The sequence below is a fragment of the Amycolatopsis lexingtonensis genome (assembly GCF_014873755.1).
Classification (GTDB): Bacteria; Actinomycetota; Actinomycetes; order Mycobacteriales; family Pseudonocardiaceae; genus Amycolatopsis; species Amycolatopsis lexingtonensis.
In genome coordinates this window covers 7,536,495-7,555,678 of record NZ_JADBEG010000001.1, presented here as the reverse complement: position 1 = coordinate 7,555,678, position 19,184 = coordinate 7,536,495, and the positions used below count along the sequence as shown (strand labels likewise).

General features: G+C 70.0%; 17 protein-coding genes. 5 read left to right on the top strand and 12 right to left on the bottom strand.

Features of this window, described 5'->3' with window-relative positions:
* Positions 1–16: 16 nt before the first annotated feature.
* The 5 genes from grpE to H4696_RS34815 all read right to left on the bottom strand — a co-directional run bounded on the left by grpE (position 17) and on the right by H4696_RS34815 (position 5,308).
* Complete coding sequence (gene grpE, locus H4696_RS34835; RefSeq protein ID WP_086861923.1) at positions 17–724, bottom strand: nucleotide exchange factor GrpE; 708 nt, start codon at positions 722–724, stop codon at positions 17–19.
* Complete coding sequence (gene dnaK, locus H4696_RS34830) at positions 721–2,589, bottom strand: molecular chaperone DnaK (protein ID WP_086861922.1); 1,869 nt, start codon at positions 2,587–2,589, stop codon at positions 721–723. The genes grpE and dnaK overlap by 4 nt, the downstream gene beginning before the upstream one ends.
* Before the next feature lie 178 nt (positions 2,590–2,767).
* Positions 2,768–4,207: an alpha/beta hydrolase gene (locus H4696_RS34825; protein ID WP_086861921.1), complete on the bottom strand. Its 1,440-nt coding sequence runs from the start codon at positions 4,205–4,207 to the stop codon at positions 2,768–2,770.
* Positions 4,208–4,275: 68 nt separating this feature from the next.
* Positions 4,276–4,509 carry a hypothetical protein gene (locus tag H4696_RS34820; protein ID WP_086861920.1) on the bottom strand — a complete coding sequence of 78 codons (234 nt, stop codon included), beginning with the start codon at positions 4,507–4,509 and terminating at the stop codon, positions 4,276–4,278.
* A gap of 28 nt (positions 4,510–4,537) precedes the next feature.
* Complete coding sequence (locus H4696_RS34815) at positions 4,538–5,308, bottom strand: DUF4097 family beta strand repeat-containing protein (protein WP_086861919.1); 771 nt, start codon at positions 5,306–5,308, stop codon at positions 4,538–4,540.
* Between the two features lie 173 nt (positions 5,309–5,481).
* Between H4696_RS34815 and H4696_RS34810 the strand changes: the two genes are divergently transcribed.
* Positions 5,482–6,015: a YbhB/YbcL family Raf kinase inhibitor-like protein gene (locus H4696_RS34810; protein ID WP_192782692.1), complete on the top strand. Its 534-nt coding sequence runs from the start codon at positions 5,482–5,484 to the stop codon at positions 6,013–6,015.
* A 32-nt stretch (positions 6,016–6,047) separates the two neighbouring features.
* Here H4696_RS34810 and H4696_RS34805 read toward each other — a convergent pair whose 3' ends face one another.
* From H4696_RS34805 to H4696_RS34795, 3 genes are read right to left on the bottom strand one after another with little or no spacing between them, the layout of a single operon-like run.
* Positions 6,048–6,482 (bottom strand): GNAT family N-acetyltransferase, encoded by a 435-nt coding sequence (locus H4696_RS34805; protein ID WP_086864338.1) that lies wholly within the window; start codon positions 6,480–6,482, stop codon positions 6,048–6,050.
* Between the two features lie 21 nt (positions 6,483–6,503).
* Entirely contained in the window at positions 6,504–7,064 is a 561-nt protein-coding gene (locus H4696_RS34800; RefSeq protein WP_086864339.1) for a TetR/AcrR family transcriptional regulator, read from the bottom strand.
* Positions 7,061–7,390 carry a DMT family transporter gene (locus tag H4696_RS34795; protein WP_086864340.1) on the bottom strand — a complete coding sequence of 110 codons (330 nt, stop codon included), beginning with the start codon at positions 7,388–7,390 and terminating at the stop codon, positions 7,061–7,063. Before H4696_RS34795 ends, H4696_RS34800 begins: the two co-directional genes overlap by 4 nt.
* A gap of 154 nt (positions 7,391–7,544) precedes the next feature.
* On the opposite strand from H4696_RS34795, the gene H4696_RS34790 reads away from it, so the two are divergent.
* The 3 genes from H4696_RS34790 (at position 7,545) to H4696_RS34780 (ending at position 11,530) form a co-directional block, all read left to right on the top strand.
* Positions 7,545–9,758 carry a (Fe-S)-binding protein gene (locus tag H4696_RS34790; RefSeq protein WP_086864341.1) on the top strand — a complete coding sequence of 738 codons (2,214 nt, stop codon included), beginning with the start codon at positions 7,545–7,547 and terminating at the stop codon, positions 9,756–9,758.
* 301 nt (positions 9,759–10,059) lie between these two features.
* Complete coding sequence (locus H4696_RS34785; protein ID WP_086864342.1) at positions 10,060–10,506, top strand: DUF742 domain-containing protein; 447 nt, start codon at positions 10,060–10,062, stop codon at positions 10,504–10,506.
* Between the two features lie 16 nt (positions 10,507–10,522).
* Entirely contained in the window at positions 10,523–11,530 is a 1,008-nt protein-coding gene (locus H4696_RS34780; protein ID WP_086864343.1) for a cation diffusion facilitator family transporter, read from the top strand.
* A gap of 4 nt (positions 11,531–11,534) precedes the next feature.
* Here the strand turns inward: H4696_RS34780 and H4696_RS34775 are convergent, their stop codons facing one another.
* From H4696_RS34775 to H4696_RS34765, 3 genes are all read right to left on the bottom strand, one after another.
* The gene (locus tag H4696_RS34775; RefSeq protein ID WP_192782691.1) at positions 11,535–12,227 is read right to left on the bottom strand and encodes a CAP domain-containing protein; all 693 of its coding nucleotides are present in this window, start codon (positions 12,225–12,227) and stop codon (positions 11,535–11,537) included.
* A gap of 155 nt (positions 12,228–12,382) precedes the next feature.
* Positions 12,383–16,786: a DUF7507 domain-containing protein gene (locus H4696_RS34770; RefSeq protein WP_338078708.1), complete on the bottom strand. Its 4,404-nt coding sequence runs from the start codon at positions 16,784–16,786 to the stop codon at positions 12,383–12,385.
* A gap of 69 nt (positions 16,787–16,855) precedes the next feature.
* Positions 16,856–17,326 carry a MarR family winged helix-turn-helix transcriptional regulator gene (locus H4696_RS34765; protein ID WP_086865666.1) on the bottom strand — a complete coding sequence of 157 codons (471 nt, stop codon included), beginning with the start codon at positions 17,324–17,326 and terminating at the stop codon, positions 16,856–16,858.
* Positions 17,327–17,399: 73 nt separating this feature from the next.
* On the opposite strand from H4696_RS34765, the gene H4696_RS34760 reads away from it, so the two are divergent.
* Positions 17,400–18,593 (top strand): FAD-dependent oxidoreductase, encoded by a 1,194-nt coding sequence (locus H4696_RS34760; RefSeq protein ID WP_086865667.1) that lies wholly within the window; start codon positions 17,400–17,402, stop codon positions 18,591–18,593.
* On the opposite strand, the gene dcd is transcribed toward H4696_RS34760, so the two are convergent.
* The gene (gene dcd / locus H4696_RS34755) at positions 18,590–19,171 is read right to left on the bottom strand and encodes a dCTP deaminase (protein WP_086865668.1); all 582 of its coding nucleotides are present in this window, start codon (positions 19,169–19,171) and stop codon (positions 18,590–18,592) included. The genes H4696_RS34760 and dcd overlap by 4 nt on opposite strands.
* Positions 19,172–19,184: the final 13 nt, after the last annotated feature.

Genomic DNA, 19,184 nt, shown 5'->3' with positions numbered 1-19,184 from the left:
TTGAACCGGATACCGCTTATCGCTGCTGTTCATCGACTCCGCCGTCGAGTGGCAGCTCGCCACCGACGGGCGGGTCCACCGGGACCGCACCGGGCTCGTGGTCGGTCACGCCGACCAGCGCCGCCCGCAGTACGCGGTCCCCGAAGCGGTAACCGCGGCGCATGACCACGGTGACCGTCGGGCCCGCCACGTCCGGCGAGGTGTTGTGCTGCACGGCCTCGTGCACGCTCGGGTCGAAGGGCTCGCCCTCGGCACCGAACGACTCCAGGCCCGCGCGCTGCAGCCCGCTGATCAGCTTGTCGCCGACCGACTTGAACGCCCCGGTGAGGTCACCGTGCTGCTCGGCCCGCTCGAGGTCGTCGAGCAGCGGCAGCAGGTCGTTCACCACGGACGCCTTCGCGCCGAGGACGACCGCCTCGCGGTCGCGCTCGACCCGCTTGCGGTAGTTGGCGTACTCCGCCTGCAGGCGCTGGAGGTCGGCGGTGCGCTCGGCCAGCTCCTTCTCCACGTCGGAGACCACCGACACCGAATCGTCCACAATGGACTCGCCGAGCGAGGGGCCCGCGTGCTCCACGGGCTCCTCTTCCGGCTCCGGCGCGGCGTGGGCCGGACCGGGCGGGCGGACCTGCCCGGTCTGGGGGTCCACCCGACGCCGATCCCGCACGACCACCGGCTCCTCGGGGCCGCGGCCCTGGCTCTCGGATTCGTCGTAGCTATGGGTCACTTCTTCTCGTCCTCTTCGACGATCTCGGCGTCCACCACGTCATCGGCCTTGGCCTGGCCGCCGGCCGCACCGGCGTCCCCGGCCGCGCCCGAAGCACCGGCCGCACCCGCGGCGGCGTCGGCGTTCGCGTTGGCGTACAGGGCGCTGCCCAGCTCCTGCGAAGCGGTGTTCAGCTTCTCGATCGCCTCGCGGATCTTGGTCGAGTCCGTGCCCTTCAAGGCCTCGTTGGCCTCGTCGATCGCGGACTTGACCTTGCCCTTGAGGTCGTCGGGCAGCTTGTCGTCGTTGTCCTTGAGGAACTTCTCGGTCTGGTAGACCAGCGTCTCGGCCTGGTTGCGGGTCTCGGCCTCTTCGCGACGAGCCTTGTCTTCCTCGGCGTGCGCCTCGGCGTCCCGGACCATGCGCTCGATGTCGTCCTTCGGCAGCGCGGAGCCACCGGTGATCGTCATCGACTGCTCCTTGTTCGTGCCGAGGTCCTTGGCCAGGACGTGCACGATGCCGTTCGCGTCGATGTCGAAGGTGACCTCGATCTGCGGGACGCCACGCGGGGCCGGCGGGAGACCGGTCAGCTCGAACATGCCGAGCTTCTTGTTGTGCGCGGCGATCTCGCGCTCACCCTGGAACACCTGGATCTGCACCGACGGCTGGTTGTCGTCCGCGGTGGAGAAGATCTCCGAGCGCTTGGTCGGGATCGTGGTGTTGCGCTCGATGAGCTTGGTGAACACGCCACCCTTGGTCTCGATGCCCAGCGACAGCGGGGTCACGTCCAGCAGCAGGACGTCCTTGACCTCACCCTTGAGCACACCGGCCTGCAGCGCCGCGCCGACCGCGACGACCTCGTCCGGGTTCACGCCCTTGTTCGGCTCGCGGCCACCGGTCAGCTCCTTGACCAGCTCGGACACCGCCGGCATGCGGGTGGAACCACCGACGAGCACGACGTGGTCGATGTCGCCGACGGCGATGCCCGCGTCCCGGATCACGTTGTTGAACGGGTTCCGGGTGCGCTCGAGCAGGTCCGAGGTGATCTTCTGGAACTCGGCGCGCGACAGCGTCTCGTCGAGGAACAGCGGGTTCTTGTCCGCGTCGACCGTGATGTAGGGCAGGTTGATGCTGGCCGAGTTCGAGCTGGACAGCTCGATCTTCGCCTTCTCCGCCGCCTCGCGGATGCGCTGCAGCGCCATCTTGTCCTTGGTCAGGTCGATGCCGTTCGTGGCCTTGAACTTGTCGACCAGCCACTTGACGATGCGCTCGTCCCAGTCGTCACCACCGAGGTGGTTGTCGCCGGAGGTCGCGCGGACCTCGACGACGCCCTCGCCGATCTCCAGCAGCGAGACGTCGAACGTGCCGCCACCGAGGTCGAAGACCAGGATGGTCTGTTCCTTCTCGCCCTTGTCCAGGCCGTACGCCAGCGCGGCGGCGGTCGGCTCGTTGACGATGCGGAGCACGTTCAGGCCGGCGATCTGCCCGGCCTCCTTGGTGGCCTGCCGCTGCGCGTCCTCGAAGTACGCCGGGACGGTGATCACCGCGTCGGTGATGGTCTCGCCCAGGTACGCCTCGGCGTCGCGCTTGAGCTTCATCAGCACCCGGGCGCTGATCTCCTGCGACGTGTAATTCTTCCCGTCGATCTCGGTCTTCCAGTCGGTGCCGATGTGCCGCTTCACGGACCGGATCGTCCGGTCGACGTTCGTCACGGCCTGGTTCTTCGCCGGCTGACCGGTCAGCACTTCGCCGTTCTTGGCGAAGGCGACGATCGAGGGGGTGGTCCGGGAGCCTTCCGAGTTGGCGATGACCGTCGGCTCGCCGCCCTCAAGGACGGCGACGACCGAGTTGGTCGTGCCGAGGTCGATGCCGACCGCTCGCGCCATGGTGCTTCCTCCTGTGTAAGCCTGCTATGTTCGTGACCTGCACGTTCGTCCCCGCCTTGAGCGGGTCCCTGGCAAGTTTAGTCTGGTCTTCGCGAGCCTCGTCAAGCCGGACTTGAGTCGACTGCACTCAACCTTCGTACCCAGCCTAACGAGGCGGCCCCGGTTCTTGTTCCCGGGTTCAGCGGCAGAGTTGGCGAGAACCCCGTGTGAGCCCGCTCACCAGGTAGTCCACCTCGGCCGCCCGGGCACAGGCCGAGTTGAGCAGGCCCGTGTGGCCGTCGTCGGTGCGGGTGAGCAGGGCCGAACCGTCGATGCTCGCCGCCAGGCCGCGGGCCCAGGACAGCGGGGTCGCCGGGTCGTGGGCGCCGCCGACCACCAGGATCGGCGGGGCGCCGTGGACCGGGTGCGGTTGCGGCGGGTTCTTCGGCGGGACCGGCCAGCCGGTGCAGCCGCTCGTGAAGTCCCAGTACTCGGAGTACCGCCAGCTGTGCGGGGCCACCACGCGGAGCAGCCCGGCCATCGCGGCCATGTCCGCCGGCCCGGTGAACGGCGACGGGAAGTCGTGGCAGCCGATCGCCCGGTACGCCCCGTAGATCGGGGACCGGAACTGGTTCCGCTCGGTCAGCCCCTTGGCGTCGGGGAACTCCCCGCCGGCGGCGGCCAGCGCCCGGCCCAGCGCGGGCCATTCGTCCCGGACGTAGAGGTGGTTGTAGACCCCCGCCGAGATCTCGTCGGCCGTCGCCTTCCCGCCCAGGTCGCTCGACCAGATCGCGCCCCGCGCCGCCCGGGCCACGACGTCGTCGTAGAACCCGAGGACGTCCCGCCCACGCAGGGCGCACTCGGCCGAGCCGCGGCACCAGTCCGCGAACCGGACCAGCGCGTCCTCGGTCGCCGCGGCCTCTTCGAGGATCGCCTGACGCAACGGGCGGGCGTGGTCGACGGCGCCGTCGAGCACCATCGCCCGCACGCGGTCCGGGTGCTTCGACGCGTAGACCGCGCCCAGCTCGGTGCCGTACGAGAGACCGAGCCACGAGATCTTCGGCTCGCCCAGTGCGACGCGGATCGTCTCGATGTCTTCGGCCGCGCTTTGCGTGTCCGCGTTCGCCAGCAACGGCCCGGTGCGGGCCAGGCAGTCCTCGCCCGCCTTGCGGTTGTGCGCCACCAACGCGTCGAACGCCGATCGGGACGCCGGGAACCGGTTCAGCGCCGGATCCCACAACGACGGATCACACGTGATGCGCGGCGTGCTGAACCAGTCTCCCCGCGGGTCGAAGCCCACGATGTCGAACCGCTGCCGCAGCCGGGCGAGGTCCGGCGAGGCCAAGCCGCCGAACTGCACGAACCCGACCCCCGAGCCGCCCGGCCCGCCCGGGTTCACCAGCAGCGAGCCGATCCGGTGGGCCGGGTCGAGCGCGGGCAACCGGGTCAGCGCGAGCCGCGCCGACCCCAGCGCGGGTTGCGCGCGGTCGATCGGCACGTCGACCGACGCGCATTCCGCCGTCGCCTCTTGCTGTGTGGCACAAGGTTTCCACGACAGCGAAGAAGCTTCGGCGACGGCCGGTACCGCCGCCACGAGCACGACCACCGCGACGGCCACCAAGATCCGGCGCACGTCCATGTTTGCGTTTCCTCCCCTGCACGCCGTCCTTCGGCGCACCCCATTCCTAACAGCGACCCCCGACAGGATCAGGAGCGGCGCGTGGTCCAGGAAGAGAAGAAGAAATCGGAATTTCCTTGCCGCGCAACGACTTCCGCGGGCGTACCCACCCACGAAGTCACTCGATAGTGGGAATCCACGGTGACCGGCACCCCCTGCGCCGGCGTCGCCGCGGATTCACCACGCGCGAAGCCGACGACGCCGAACATCGCGACCGCGCCCAGCAGCGCGGCAGCCAGCACGCGCCGTTCGATCTTGCCCATCGGAAATATCCCCCGTAGTAAGGAAAAGTCAGGCCGCGCGGACCGTGACGCTGCCGCTTTCGGTCGTGAGGTCGAGCGTGTGCGACGCGGATCCGTCGGTCGGGACGTCGATGTCGCGGTGCCCGCTGTCGCTGGTGCCGACCACGCGGTACGGCCCGCCCGGCACGGTGACCTCGACGCTGCCGCTCTCGGCCTTCACCTTCACGTTGTTCGCCTGCTCCAGCGAAAACTCGACGCTGCCGCTCTCGGACGTCACGTCGACCGGGCCGCGCACGCCCTTGCCCTCGATGCTGCCGGAACTGGCGTGCACCTGGACCTCGCCGACGTTTTCCAGGTCGATCCCGCCGCTTTCCAGCCGCAGCTTCACCAGGCCCGGCACGTCTTCGACCTTGGCGTGCCCGGAGTCGGCCTGAACGTCCACACTGGCCACCCCGCGGACGTCCAGCCCGCCGGAGTCCAGCCTGCCGCTGACCGGCACGCCTTCCGGCACGACGACTTCGAAGTCGACCGAGCAGTTGTTGCCGCAGTCGGTGAGCACGAGCTGGTCGCCGTCGACGCGGTAGAACGTGTCGCCCGGCTTGCCCCGCCAGTGGTAGTTCACCGACTGGTGCACGGTCGACGGCCCCGAGCCGGTGCGGATCTTCACCGCGCCCGAGTCGCCTTCCAGCTTCACGCTGCGGATCGTCTGCGACAGGGTGTTGCTGTTCTCGAAGTCCGATCCCCAGCCCCAGCCGAACGCGGTCGCCAGCCCGACGCCGATCAGGACGATGCCACCCAGAGCCAATAGCGGGCGCGCCATGGTCGTGGTCCCCTCAGTGTTGTTTCCTCTGCGTGAAGAACGTTATGGCCGGTACGGGACCCAGTACATGGGGGTAACCCCCCGAAGAACCCTGAGATCCGTCCCTGACACGCGGGGGCGGTACCGGGGGCCTAACCTGGCGCAAGACTCCAGTTCCATGATCAGGAGGATCCATGCCGCAAGCACCCGGCCCGTACGAATCCCTGCCCGACGTGCCGTCGTTCACCCTCCGCAGCACCGACGTCGCCCACGGCGAAACCCTGGCCACGCCCCACTTGTCCGGCATCTTCGGCGCCGGCGGCGAGGACCGTTCGCCGCACCTGGCGTGGGAGGGCTTCCCGGCGGAGACGAAGAGCTTCGCGATCACCTGCTACGACCCGGACGCCCCGACCGGCAGCGGCTTCTGGCACTGGGCCGTGTTCAACGTCCCGGCGTCGGTGACGGAGCTGGCGTCCGGCGCCGGCGACGGCTCGGGCCTCCCCGAAGGCGCGGTGACGCTGAAGGGCGACGGCGGGGTCAAGCAGTTCCTCGGCGCCGCACCGCCGCCCGGGCACGGCCCGCACCGGTACTACTTCGCGGTGCACGCGCTCGACGTCGACAAGCTCGACGTGCCGGAGGACGCGACGCCGGCGTTCCTGGGCTTCAACATGTTCGGCCACACCCTGGCGCGCGCGGTCCTCACGGCTGTGTACGAGAACAAGGGCTGAGGTGAGCGGGCCCGGCGCCGATCGGCGCCGGGTCAGCGCAGGGCTTCCCGGTTGACGCCTTCGCGTTCCAGGTAACGGCCCTTCGTGTGCTCGCCGAAGCCGAACTGGCGGTACAGCCCGTGCGCGTCGGCGGTGTGCAGCATCCAGCGGAAGCCGGCGCCAGGCCCGTTGTCGATCATCTCCCGGACGAGTTCCTTGCCGAGCCCGGTGCCCCGCGCGGAGTCGACCACGAAGACGTCGGCCAGGTACGCCGAGCCGACGCCGTCGGAAAAGGCCCGCGCGAAGCCGACCTGCTCATCTCCGCGGTAGGCGGCGACGATCCGCCACGAGCCGGCGATGGCGGCCTCGACCTGCGAGCGGGTGCGCCAGCGACCCCAGTAGGCCTCGGTGGAGAGGAACTTCCACACCACGTCGAGGTCCAGCCGTGCCCGGTCGTCGTCCAGCTCGTACTCACCGAAGGTCCGCATGATCCGAAACTAAGCCCGGCGTCAACGCGGTTTCAGCAGGTAGTCCACGACGGGACGCAGCTCGTCCGCGGACGGCGGCTCGTCGTCGATCAGGCCCTGGATCAGCAGCCCGTCGATGCCCGCGAGGAACACCCGGAAGGCCACTTCGTCGTCGTGGCGGACCATCGACGTCAGCACGTCGAGCCAGCGCCGCGCGGCCGGGCGCAGCTCCGGCTTCCGCGCGGCCAGCAGGTACAGCTCGTACTCGGCCATCGTGCGCCCGCGCCGCGGGCCCAGCGCCTCGGCGAGCAGGCCTGCGACCTCCTCGGCGCCGCGCGAACCGCGGGACCGGGCCCGGTCGATCATCCAGTAGACCTCGGTCGCCATGTCGCGGGCGCACGAGATGAGGGTCGCGATCAGCAGGTCGTCCAGCGACGAGAAGTGGTACGTCGTGGACGTCGTCGGCACGCCGGCCTCGGCCGCGACGGTCCGGTGGGTCACGCCCGCGACGCCGTCGCGCTCGATGATCCGCAGCGTGGCCTCGATGATCTCCGCGCGCCGCTTCTCTCCCCGCGCCTTGCGGCCGTCGACCTGCAGTTTCACGTCGAAGCACTCCCGAGTTCGATCAGCACGACACCGCCGATGACCAGCGCCAGCCCGGCGATCATGGCCGCGTTGACGGGCTCCTTGAGGAACACGACGCCGGCGATCGCGACCAGCGCGACGCCGGCCGCGGCCCAGATCGCGTAGGCGACGCCGATCGGCAGCCCCATCTTGAGCACGTACGACAGGGCGACGAACGCGACGGCGTACCCGAGCACCACGACGATCGACGGGCCGAGCTTCGAGAAGCCCTCGGAGAGCTTCAGCGAGATCGTCGCGGAGACCTCGGCGGCGATCGCCAGCGCGAGGAGAAGGTACGCACCCATAGGGTGAAAACTACCTGAACGATCGTCCCAAAACAAAGAGCGACGTACACCACATCGGTGGGACTTAGGCCCACTCAACGGGTTACTCATCAGTAAGGAAGGTTAGTCTCCCGGCACCACCACAGTTTTGAACCGGACGAAAGGCACCCGAACGATGGGCGCTCTGCAACTGACGCTCGGCGGGATCTCGGTCCTGCTCGGCGTCGTCGCCTGGGGAATGTTCGCCGCGACGATCGCGCGCTTCGTGCGCGTCATCCGTCTCGGGCAGCCCGACTCGACGCGCAACGGCCCCTTCATGCCCCGCATGAAGACGCTGATCAAGGAGTTCGCCGCGCACACGCGGATGAACCGCAAGCGCAGCGTCGGGCCGGCGCACTGGCTCGTGATGTGGGGCTTCCTGCTCGGCTCGCTCGCGCTGTTCGAGGCCTACGGCGAGGTCTTCGTCCCGAGCTGGGGCTGGCCGATCCTCGACGACTTCCCGCCGTTCCAGCTGCTCATGGAGCTGCTCGGGCTCGGCACGATCGTCGGCATCCTGGTGCTGATGGCGATCCGCCAGCGCAACCACCCGCGCCGCGCCGACCGCCAGAGCCGCTTCGCCGGCTCCAACTTCAAGTGGGCGTACTTCATCGAGGCCGTCGTCCTGATCGAGGGCATCGGCATCATCGGCGTCCGCGCCGCGAAGGCCGCGCTCGGCGCGCACGAGACGCCGACCTGGGCGGCCTTCGTCTCGAACCCGCTCGGTGAGCTGCTGCCGGCCAGCCCGAACCTGGTCACGGTGTTCGCGTTCGTCAAGCTGATGAGCGCCACGGTCTGGCTGATCGTGGTCGCGCGCACGATGACCATGGGCGTCGCGTGGCACCGCTTCAGCGCGTTCTTCAACATCTACTTCAAGCGCGAGGCCGACGGCGGCGTCGCCCTCGGCGCGCTCAAGCCGATGATGAGCGGCGGCAAGGTCCTCGACCTCGAGGAAGCCGACCCGGACGAGGACACCTTCGGCGTCGGCAAGATCGAGGACTTCAGCTGGAAGGGCTGGCTGGACTTCTCGACGTGCACCGAGTGCGGCCGCTGCCAGGAGCAGTGCCCCGCGTGGAACACGGGCAAGCCGCTGTCGCCGAAGCTGGTCATCACGCAGCTGCGTGACCACGCCTACGCGAAGGCGCCGTACCTGCTGGCCGGCGGCAAGCGCGACATGGCGGGCGACGAGGTCGGCCTGTCCGGCGACAACATGTACGCGGGCATCGACGTCCTCGCGATCGCCGAGTCCCAGAAGGCCCTGATCGGCGACGACGGCGGCGTCATCGACCCCGACGTCCTGTGGTCCTGCACCAGCTGCGGTGCCTGCGTCGAGCAGTGCCCGGTCGACATCGAGCACGTCGACCACATCGTCGACATGCGCCGCTACCAGGTGATGATCGAGTCGTCGTTCCCCAGCGAGCTGAACGGCATGTTCAAGAACCTGGAGAACAAGGGCAACCCGTGGGGCCAGAACGCCAAGGACCGGCTGGCCTGGACCGAGGACCTCGACTTCGAGGTGCCGGTGTTCGACGGCGACCTCGGCGACGCCGAGTACCTGTTCTGGGTCGGCTGCGCCGGCGCGTTCGAGGACCGCGCCAAGAAGACGACGCGCGCGGTCGCCGAGCTGCTGCACATGGCCGACGTGAAGTACAAGGTGCTGGGCTCGGAGGAGTCCTGCACCGGCGACCCGGCCCGCCGCGCGGGCAACGAGTTCCTGTTCCAGATGCTCGCGCAGCAGAACGTCGAGATCCTGAACTCGGTGTTCGAGGGACGTGAGCGGAAGGCGCGCAAGGTCGTCGTGACCTGTGCGCACTGCTTCAACACCCTCGCCAACGAGTACCCGGAGCTGGGCGGCCAGTTCGACGTCGTGCACCACACGCAGCTGCTGAACCGCCTGGTGCGGGAGAAGCAGCTGGTGCCGGTGGCGCCGGTCGCCGAGGACGTCACCTACCACGACCCGTGCTACCTCGGCCGCCACAACAAGGTGTACGAGGCGCCGCGCGAGCTGGTCGGCGCGACCGGGGCGCGGCTGCGCGAGATGCCGCGGCACGGCGACAAGTCGATGTGCTGCGGTGCCGGCGGCGCGCGGATGTGGATGGAAGAGAAGATCGGCAAGCGGATCAACGTCGAGCGCGTCGACGAGGCCCTCGGGACCGCGCCGTCGAAGATCGCCACCGGCTGCCCGTTCTGCAAGGTGATGCTGAACGACGGCCTGACCGCCCGCCAAAGCGACGGCAGCGCGAGCGAGAAGGTCGAGATCGTCGACGTCGCGCAGATGCTGCTCGAGTCGGTCAAGCGCAAGCCGGCGACGAAGCCGCTACCCACCGGAGCGCCTTCGCTCGCAAAAGAGTGACACGACATTTCATGCAGCGGCCCCGGCCAGGAACTTCCTGGTCGGGGCCGTTTACATTGCGCAATTCGCATTGATGTAGCCATTGCGCTACGCGATGTCACACGTCCACTAGCTGGGATTTTGGCCGGTGTAATCGTTTTCTTGAAAGTTGTTCATGAAATTCACCGAAATGGCCCATCAGGTAAAGGACAAACGAAGACCTGAACCCTGGACAACGGGCGTATCCTGACGTTTCCTTCGCCGCCGTCGTTGCCAGCGAAGGCTTCCTTTCGACGATCACGGAATCAGGGGGCGGCCAGGCATGAGCGAGGACCGGAGCACGACGACCGGGCGACACGCTCTCCGCACCTACATCGACGACATGGACGTCCGCTTCCCCGGCGCCGGTGCCCAGGACCCCGTGCCCGCCCAGCGGACGCTCGTACGCCCGTACGTCCTGACCCGCGGCCGCACGCAGTCGCGCCGGCACCTGGCGATCGAAGCGCTCGTCTCGACGCGCGCCGGCGCCCACTGGAACGGTGCCCGGCTGACCGGCGAGCTCCGCTCGGTCCGCACGCTCTGCTCCCGCCCGCGCTCGGTCGCCGAGGTCGCGGCCACGCTGAGCGTGCCCCTCGGCGTCGTCCGCGTGCTGCTGGACGACATGGCCGAGCAGGGCCTGGTCACCATCCACGACAACCGGGTCAACGCCGAGGGCCGCCCGGCGGTGGCGCTGATGGAGCGCGTTCTGCACGGCTTGCGCAGCCTCTGAGCATTACGCTCACCGGGTGACCGAGGAATCCGAGAACTCCGGTGGCGAAAGCACTCTGACCGTCCTGCTCGCCGGCGGGGTGAACCTGGCGATCGCCGTCATGAAGCTGATCGCGGGCATCATCACCGGCTCGGGCGCGATGCTCTCCGAAGCGGCCCACTCGGTGGCCGACACGTTCACCGAAGTCCTGCTGCTGACCGCGTTGAAACGTTCCGACCGCCCGGCCGACCGCGTGCACCCCTTCGGCTACGGCAAGGAGCGCTACTTCTGGTCGCTGCTCGCGGCGGTGTCGATCTTCGCGTCGGGCTCGATGTTCGCGCTCTACGAGGGCGTGTCGACACTGCTCGGCCACGGCGAAGCGCAGAGCACCTCGATCCTCAGTTACCTCGTGCTGGCGGTGGCGTTCCTGCTCGAGGGCACGTCGTGGGTGCAGGCGGTGCGCCAGACCGTGCGAGAGTCCAAGGCCGAAAACCGGTCGTTCTGGACGTACCTCCGCCTGATCGACGACCCGACGCCGAAGACCGTGCTGTTCGAGGACTCCGCCGCGCTGATCGGCCTGCTGGTCGCGTTCGCCGGCATCGGGCTGCACCAGCTCACCGGCTCGGAGGTCTGGGACGGCGTCGCATCGATCGTCATCGGCGTGCTGCTCGCCTTCGTCGCCTACCTGCTCGGGCGGACGAACCGCGGCCTGCTCATCGGCCGCCAGGCCAACCCGGAGATCGTCCGCGGCGTCCGCGACCACCTCTCGGCCGCGCCGGAGATCGAAGCGGTCGTGGACCTGCAGACCATGCTGATGGGCACCGACCAGGTCCTCGTCTGCACCCGCGTCGACTTCGACGACTCCCTGAGCGCCGGCGACCTCGAACGCGCGTGCGTCCGGCTCGCGAGCGAGCTGACCGGGTCGTTCAACGACGTCACCGAGGTGTTCATCGAGCCGGTGCCGCGGACGGATCCCGAGCTGCGCGCGACGGTGCTGGCGCGCTACGGCGACATCGCGGAGCGCTGGAACACCCCGAACCAGTGAGCCCTCAGTACCCGAAGTCCTGGACCCAGTAGTTGCCCGCCTTGGTGAAGCCGACGCCGAGCTTCTTGAGGCTGCAGTTCAGGATGTTCGCGCGGTGGCCCTCGGAGTTCATCCAGGCGTCCATGACCTGGGCCGCGGACGTCTGGCCCTTCGCGATGTTCTCCGCGCCCGGCTTCGAGTAGCCGGCGATCTTGATGCGCTGGTCGAACGTGGTGCCGTCGGGGCTGGTGTGCGAGAAGAAGTCGCCGGCCGACATCTGGTCGCTGTAGTCCTGCGCGGCCTCGGTCAGGTGCGATTCCTCGGTCAGCGGGTCGCAGCCCGCCTTCGCGCGCTCGTCGTTGACCAGCGAGAGGACCTGGCCGGTGGCCGTGGCCGCGACGCGGGCCGCGGCCTTGGTGGTCGGGGGCGGCGCCGCCGACGTCGTCGGCTGCGGGGCCGCGGAGGTCTCGGTCGGGGTGGGCGCCGCGCTGGACGTCGTCGGAGCGGGGTCGGTGGGCGCGGGCCCGGCCGGCGTGCTCGGCCGGGTCTTGCCACCGGCGAGGTCGGTGCCGCTGCCGCCACCGGAGCCGGCGGGCGCGTTCGGCAGTACCAGCGCCGCGGCGCCGAGCTCGGCGGTGTTTCCTTCCGCGGAGGCCATCCAAGTGCCGGCCGCGGCGGAAAAAACGCCGAGCAGCACACTGAGTGACACCATCACCACGCGAGCACGTTCACCAAGGGGGGACACGGCGCAGGAACGTATCACGGGACGATTACGACGAGAACCTGCTAACGCACTGATCACATTTCTTCGGTCGCACTCGTCGCCGACGGGCAGGAATTTCGCGGCAATCGGACGCTCCCGCGTTACTCCATTCAGCCGTGCCGCACGACGAACGTGGCGTCGCCGGACGCCGTCACCGGGCGCCCGGTCGGGTCCTGCCCGGTCGCCGTCGCCTTGCCCGTGAACCCCTGTTTCCCCGCGACGGTGGTGCAGGTGTAGGTGATTTCGGCGTCCGCGGCCAGTTCGGGCACGGTATGCGCGCACGACGGCGTGTGGTCGTCGACGACGGACACGGCGGTCAGCGGCACGTCACCGGTGTTCTTGACCAAGACGGAAAACGTGACGGTGCCGCCTTCCGCGACTTCGTACGGCGTCGCGTCCTTCATCACCGCGATTTCAGGGTGGACGACGTCGACTTTTGCTTCACCCGACGATTGCACGGAGCGACCGGTCGGATCCGATCCGGTCACTTCCGCGGCGTCGGTGAAATCGTCGTCCGACGCTTTCCGGGTGCAGGTGTAAGTCTGTGTCGCACCGGCGGGCAGGGCGTCGAACGCCTTCGCGCACGGCTGATCGTCCACAACGGACACCCCGGTCAGTGCGACGTCGCCAGTGTTGCGCACGACGACGGTGAACGTGACCTCGTCGCCAGCGCGCACCGTCGCGGGCTTCGCGTCCTTCGTCAGCTTCAGCGCCGGGTGGATGACGTCGATCTCGTCGCTGTCCGCCGCGGCGACCGGCGGGCCGACGGGGGCGTTCGCCGTCGCTTTGGCGGTGGTGACGACGTCGTCGGCCGGGGCGGTCGTGGTGCAGTCGAACTTCTGCGCGGCGCCCTTCTCCAGCCGGTCGAACGCCTTCGCGCAGGACGCGTCGACCCGCACCGCGGTCAGCGGCCCGTCGCCGGTGTTGGTGACGGTGATCGTCGAGGTCACGGGGTCGCCTGCGCGGAAGGGGCCGCCGTGGACGTCCTGGGCGATCGCCAGTCCGGGGTGCAGCACGGTGTAGGCCGCGTCGTCGGTGGCGCTGACCTGGCGGTTCGTCGGATCGGTTCCCGTCGAGGTGGCGGAACTCACGAAATTGTCGGTGCCGGCGGCTACCTTGCAGGAGTGGCGCTGGGAGGCGCCGGGAGGGAGGGTGCCGATGGACTGAGCGCACGCCGGAGTGCGACTGTCCACAACGGACACGTCGGTCAGTGGCACGTCACCGGTGTTCGCGACGACGAGGGTGAACGTCACGGTGTCGCCTTGCCTGACCTGCGCGGGCGCCGCGTCGTTCGTGATCGTGACCGCGGGGTGGATGACCTTGACCGGGACCTCGGCGGTGGCGGTCACCGGACGGTTCGTGGCGTCGGTACCGGTCGCTTTCGCGGTGGCGGCGAAGTCGGCGTCGCCGGCGACCTCGGTGCAGCTGTAAGCCTGCTTCGCCTGTGGCTCGAGCGGCCCCAAGGACTTGGTGCAGTCCGGGGCGAGCTCGTCGGCCACCGAAACTTCCCGCAGCAAGCTGTCGCCGGTGTTCGTGACGGTGATCGTCGACGTGACGGTGTCGCCTCGGCGGACCAGTTTGGGGTCGGCCGTCCTGGTGATCGCGATGCCCGGGTGGACGACGTCCACGGTGGCGACGGCGGAGGCGGTGACGTCCGGGCCGGCCGGCGGGGTGGCGCTCACCCGCACGGTGCGGGTGACGTCGTCGGCCGGCGCGGTCGCGGTGCAGCCGAACTCGCGGGTGCCGCCGGGCTCGAGCGCGCCGTCGATCACCTGGTTGCAGCCGGTGGTTCGCGCGGCCTGCTCGTCCGTGACGTGGAGGCCGGTCAGCGGCACGTCGCCGGTGTTGCGCACGGTGATCCGGAACGGCACGGTGTCGCCCTCGCGGAACGGGCCGCCCGTGACGTCCGCGGTGATCGCGACGGCGGGGTGCTGCACGGCGAACGCGGCCTCGGCGGTGGACGTGACCGACCGGGCGGTCGGATCGGTGCCGGTCACCACCGGCTTGTTCGTGAAGCCGGTGGCGGCCGCGACGGTCGTGCACGAGTACGACTGTGTCGCCTGCGGCTGGAGCGTGCCGAGGGGCTTCGCGCACGCGGCGACCTGGTCGTCCGCGACCGCGACACCGGTGAGCGGCACGTCGCCGGTGTTGGTGGCGGTGATCGTCCAGGTCACCGTGTCGCCTTCGCGGACCTGCGCGGGCGCGGCCTTCGCGGCGAGCGCGACGGCGGGGTGGATGACGTCGACGACGGCGTCGTCGGTCACCTTCACCGGGCCGCCGAGCTGGTCCTTGGCGGTCGCGGTGGCCGTGTTGGTGAAGTCGTCGGCCGGCGCGGGCGCGGTGCAGGTGTACGTCTGCTTGCCCTGCGGTGCCAAAGCGCCGATCGCCTTGGCGCAGGCCGGGGTCCGGTCGTCGGCGACGGCGACGTCGGTCAGCGGCGTGTCACCGGCGTTGGCCACGGTGATCGTGAAGGTCACCGGGTCGCCGACGCGGGCGATGGCGGGGGCGGCGTCCTTTGCGAGCGTCAGCGCCGGGGTGATCACCGTGACGGTGGCCGACGCCGTGGCGGTCACCGGCTGACCGCTGCGGTCGGTGCCGGTGGCGGTCGCGTGGGACGTCGTCGTGCGGGACGGGTTCGCCGTGCACGTGTACGTCTGCGTCGCGCCCGCGGCCAGGCCGCCGGGGAAGGTGCGCGAGCACGACGTCGTCGTGTCGTCGGTGACGGTGACCGGCGCCAGGGGGCTGTCGCCGGTGTTGTGCACGGTGACGGTCCAGGTGACGGGGTCGCCGGCGTGGATCACCGGCGGGTTCGCGGTCTTGGTGAGCTCGACGGCGGGCGCGATCGTCGGCGCGGGTGCGTCGGCGGTGGCCGTGACCTGCTTGCCGAGCTCGTCGGTGGCCGTGGCGGTCGCGGTGGTGACGCCGTCGGCGATCGGAGCCTTTGCCGTGCACTCCCACGTCCGGCTTTCGCCGGGGGCGAGCGTGCCGGGCGGCGACTGCTCGCACGAAGGCGTCTTCGGGTCGGTGACCCGGAGGCCGCTGAGCCCGGTGTCGCCGGTGTTCACGGCCTTGACCGTGAACGTCGCGGTGTCGCCGGCGCGGTAGGCGGGCCGGTCGGCGGTCTTCGTGAGGCCGAGCGCCGGGTGCAGGACGTCGACGTGGGCGGCGGCGACGCCGTCGAGGGGGTCGCCGAGCGCACTCGTGCCGGTCGCCTTGGCTTCGATCGTCGAGTCGTCGGCCGGGGCGGGTCCGGTGCAGGTGTAGCCGACCGTCTGGCCCGGGGCGAGCGTGCCGAGCGGCTTCGCGCACGGCGGGAAGGCGTCGGCCGTCACCTGCACCCCGGTCGCCGGGACCCCGCCCGGGTTGGTGACGGCGACGGCGAACGTGACCGGCTCGCCGGCGTGCGCCTTGGGCTGGGTCGCGCGCAGGGCGAGCTGGAGTTCGGGCACCGGCACCGAGAACGCGAGGTTCTGCGCGAGGTAGGCGTCGCCGGTGGTGACGAAGCCGAGCTTCGCGCTGGTCGCGCCGGCGGCGACGCGGTCGACGTTGAACGCCTTCGCGTCGACGCTGAAGTTGTTCTTCACGGCCGGGCCGGCCGCGTTGTCGGCGTTCGCGACGAAGAAGTTGGACGTTCCGCCGGTCGCGGGCTCGGCGGCCGGGGTGCCGTCGACGAGGAACTGGTCGCCGGAGGCACCCCAGTCGCCGTCGTAGGCGGTGACGCCGAGGTGCGCGTCGGCGGCCGCGGCGCGGAAGCCGGTGATCGTCGTCTCCGCGGCCGGGGCGCCGGCGCTCTGGTGGACGTGCCCGTCGTAGACGACGACCTTGCGCTTGTTCGGCGCGAAGTCCGCGTTGCGCTCCGGGTAGGCGTAGACGAGGGCGATCGACCACCCGCCGACGCAGTCGAAACCCTTGGCGGCCCAGACGTTCCCGACCGTCAGGCCGAGCGCCGTCCCGGTCGGGGCGTTCGCGAACCGGTCGGTCACGTCGGCGTGCGCCGAGTAGTAGCCCGCGTCTTCGGCGTACCCGGAAGGCGTGAGGTCGACGGACTTCGCGCTGCCGACCGAAAGCCGGACGTTCTGCTTCGCGGGCGTACCCGGCGGGAGAACAGCGCTCCGGCACGTCGTGCTGCCGGCCCAGTTCAGCCGGGCGAACGCGATCTTCGCGCCCGGCGGGATGCTGACCGACGCGCTGGCCGAGTCGAAGGTGCCCGGGTCGGCGTCGATGTCGGCCCACTGCAGGAAGAAGTCGTCGTTGGCGAGGGTGTCCTTGCGGTCCGCGGTGTTCGCGCAGGCGGCGGGCGTGGCGACCGGGCCGGAAACCGGCGCGTGGTCGGCGTCGACCGGGCAGCGCAGGACGCCGTTGCCCGCGTACAGGAAGTCTCCGTAGACGACGGCGTCGTAGCCCACCGCGAACGGCGGGGCGGCGGTCGCGCTCGCCGACGGCACGACGGCCGAGGCCAGGAAGACCAGTGCCAGCACCACAACCAGGCGAAGCGGTCTTTCGGGCAACGGCACTCCTCGCCACCTCCGGGGCCGAGACGACCTTGGGAGCCTGGCACGAGCGCCGGGGTTACGCCTTCGAACTCACTCGTTCGTGGATCCGGTCAGCTTCGCCGTCGACTCGTGGGTGAGGGTCGTCGCCGCCTCGACGAACCCGATGACCGTCCGGAGTTCGTCGTCGGTGTAGCGGTCGCAGAGCTCGTACATGCCCTTGACCAGGTGGTCCCACAGGTGCACGCCGCTCGCGATGGCCTGCTCGTCCAGCGCGATCAGCACCCGGCGGCGGTCGTCGGGGTGCGGGCGGCGGCCGACGATGCCCTTGCGCTCCAGCCGGTCGATCATCGCCGTCACCGACGCGGGCGCGAGCCCGGACAGGCGCGCGAGGTCCTTCGGCGTCTGCGGCCCGAACCGCGCGAGGTAGTCCAGGACCTTGGCGTCGACCGCCGAGAGCCCGCGCGTCTCGGCGATCGCGGTGTGGAACATGACCGTCTCGGTCGACAGCTCCCGCGACCTGAACAGGACCTCTTCGACCAGCCGCGCACGTTCGCTTGACACGGCCGCCAGCCTAGCGCACTCTTTAGTTCGACAGAACGAATTAGTTACTAAGAGATTCGAGGGGACGAACGACATGACCAAGGCGCTGATCATCGGGGGCGGCATCGCGGGCACGATCACGGCCATCGCCCTGCACGAAGCCGGGCACGAACCGGTGCTGTTCGAGGCGTACGACCGCGGCGCGGAGGGCGTCGGCGCGTTCCTGACCCTGGCGGTGAACGGCCTGGACGCGCTGCTCCCGCTCGGCCTGAAGGACGTCGTCCGGCGCACGGGCTTCGACTCGCCGCGGATGTCGATCGGGCTCGGCGACGGCACCCGGCTGACCGATTTCCCCCTCGGCGGCGCACTCCCGGACGGCACCGTGAGCCAGACCGTCCTGCGCTCCGAGCTTTACGTCGCCCTGCGCGACGAAGCCGCGCGGCGCGGCATCCTCGCCGAGTACGGCAAGCGGCTGATCGGCGCGAGCCAGACGGACACGCACGTCAGAGCCGACTTCTCGGACGGCTCGCACACCGACGGCGAACTCCTGATCGGCGCCGACGGCCTCCGCTCGCGGGTCCGCACGATCATTGACCCGGACGCGCCGCCGCCGCGGTACGTCCCGCTGCTCAACACCGGCGGGATCGCCGAAGGTCTCACGCTGCCGGACGAGCCCGGGGTGCTGAACATGGTGTTCGGCAAGCGGGTCTTCTTCTGCCACGTCGTCAGCCCGGACGGCCGTGTCTGGTGGTTCGCGAACCCGGCCCGCAAGACCGAGCCGACCGCGTCCGAACTGGCCGCGCTCGCCAGGGACAAGCTGCGGAAAGAGCTGCTGGACCTGGTGTCCCGCGACCGGACGCCCGCCACCGGGATCATCCGCGCCACGCGGGAGGTCTACCCGGCGTGGCCGACGTACGACTTCCCGTCGGTCCCGGTCTGGCACCGCGGCCGCATGGTGATCATCGGCGACGCGGCGCACGCGACGTCACCGGCGGCGGGCCAGGGCGCGTCGATGGCCATCGAAGACGCCGTCACCCTGGCCAAGTGCCTCCGCGACGTGCCGGAGGTTCCGCGGGCCCTCGCCACCTACGAGGGCCTGCGGCGCGAGCGCGTCGAAGCGGTCGTCGCGGCCGGCAAGCGCAACGGCGAGCAGAAGGTGATCGGCCCGGTCGGGCGCGTCGTCCGCGACTTCTTCATCAAGCGGGTGTTCTCGAAGCCGTTCGACGAGGACCCGAACGCCTTCATGTGGGAGCACCGCATCGACTGGAACGAGAAGATCGCGGCCTAGCGCCAGGTGTCGACGCGGTGGAAGTTCTTGTACGCCCGGCTCGGGGTCGGGCCACGCTGCCCCTGGTAGCGGGACCCGGCCTCGGTGGAGCCGTACGGGTGCTCGGCCGCGCTCGACAGGCGGAAGATGCAGAGCTGGCCGATCTTCATGCCCGGCCACAGCGTGATCGGCAGGTTGGCGACGTTCGACAGCTCGAGCGTGATGTGCCCGGAGAACCCGGGGTCGATGAACCCGGCGGTCGAGTGCGTGAGCAGCCCGAGGCGGCCGAGCGAGGACTTGCCCTCGAGGCGGCCGGCAAGGTCGTCGGCCAGCGTGACGAGTTCGTACGTCGACCCGAGCACGAACTCGCCCGGGTGCAGCACGAAGGGCTCGTCGCCCTCCTTCTCGACCAGCGAGGTCAGCTCGTCCTGCTGCAGCTGCGGGTCGATGTGGGTGTACTTGCTGTTGTCGAAGACGCGGAAGAACCGGTCGAGCCGGACGTCGATGCTCGACGGCTGGACCATGCCGGCATCGAAGGGGTCGATGCCGAGCCGGCCGGCGTCGAGCTCTTTGCGGAGGTCACGGTCACTGAGCAGCACGCCCGGCAGCCTA

Excerpts from the sequence above, each read along its gene's own strand:
- dnaK (WP_086861922.1), bottom strand. The coding sequence starts at position 2,589 with ATGGCGCGAGCGGTCGGCATCGACCTCGGCACGACCAACTCGGTCGTC.
- H4696_RS34825 (WP_086861921.1), bottom strand. The coding sequence starts at position 4,207 with ATGGACGTGCGCCGGATCTTGGTGGCCGTCGCGGTGGTCGTGCTCGTG.
- H4696_RS34820 (WP_086861920.1), bottom strand. The coding sequence starts at position 4,509 with ATGGGCAAGATCGAACGGCGCGTGCTGGCTGCCGCGCTGCTGGGCGCG.
- H4696_RS34815 (WP_086861919.1), bottom strand. The coding sequence starts at position 5,308 with ATGGCGCGCCCGCTATTGGCTCTGGGTGGCATCGTCCTGATCGGCGTC.
- H4696_RS34810 (WP_192782692.1), top strand. The coding sequence starts at position 5,482 with ATGCCGCAAGCACCCGGCCCGTACGAATCCCTGCCCGACGTGCCGTCG.
- H4696_RS34805 (WP_086864338.1), bottom strand. The coding sequence starts at position 6,482 with ATGCGGACCTTCGGTGAGTACGAGCTGGACGACGACCGGGCACGGCTG.
- H4696_RS34795 (WP_086864340.1), bottom strand. The coding sequence starts at position 7,390 with ATGGGTGCGTACCTTCTCCTCGCGCTGGCGATCGCCGCCGAGGTCTCC.
- H4696_RS34790 (WP_086864341.1), top strand. The coding sequence starts at position 7,545 with ATGGGCGCTCTGCAACTGACGCTCGGCGGGATCTCGGTCCTGCTCGGC.
- H4696_RS34785 (WP_086864342.1), top strand. The coding sequence starts at position 10,060 with ATGAGCGAGGACCGGAGCACGACGACCGGGCGACACGCTCTCCGCACC.
- H4696_RS34760 (WP_086865667.1), top strand. The coding sequence starts at position 17,400 with ATGACCAAGGCGCTGATCATCGGGGGCGGCATCGCGGGCACGATCACG.